Consider the following 245-nt stretch of genomic DNA (forward strand, 5'->3'; position numbering starts at 1 on the left):
CCAAGAATTTCAACCTCAAGAAAGTGCGGTACAGGTAGTAGACAGGAACTATGAAACAGCTGAGCAAAAACAGTTTTTGCAAACTACAAGTACTATAGAAAGTCCACAACAGGATACAGGGCAAGAAAAGTTACAAAAACAATCTTCCAAGTTATCACAGCACACCAACCAAGAATTTCAACCTCAAGAAAGTGCGGTACAGGTAGTAGACAGGAACTATGAAACAGCTGAGCAAAAACAGTTTT

Annotated in this window: 1 protein-coding gene; it reads left to right on the forward strand. The window is 39.2% G+C overall.

Translation table 11 applies throughout. From position 1 onward, the window contains the following. On the forward strand, positions 1 to 245 hold a 245-nt coding region (locus JDS99_RS31420; protein ID WP_199696539.1), incomplete at both ends, for a hypothetical protein.

Origin of the sequence: Bacillus cereus group sp. N6 (assembly GCF_016483705.1) — a bacterium.
Classification (GTDB): Bacteria; Bacillota; Bacilli; order Bacillales; family Bacillaceae_G; genus Bacillus_A; species Bacillus_A wiedmannii.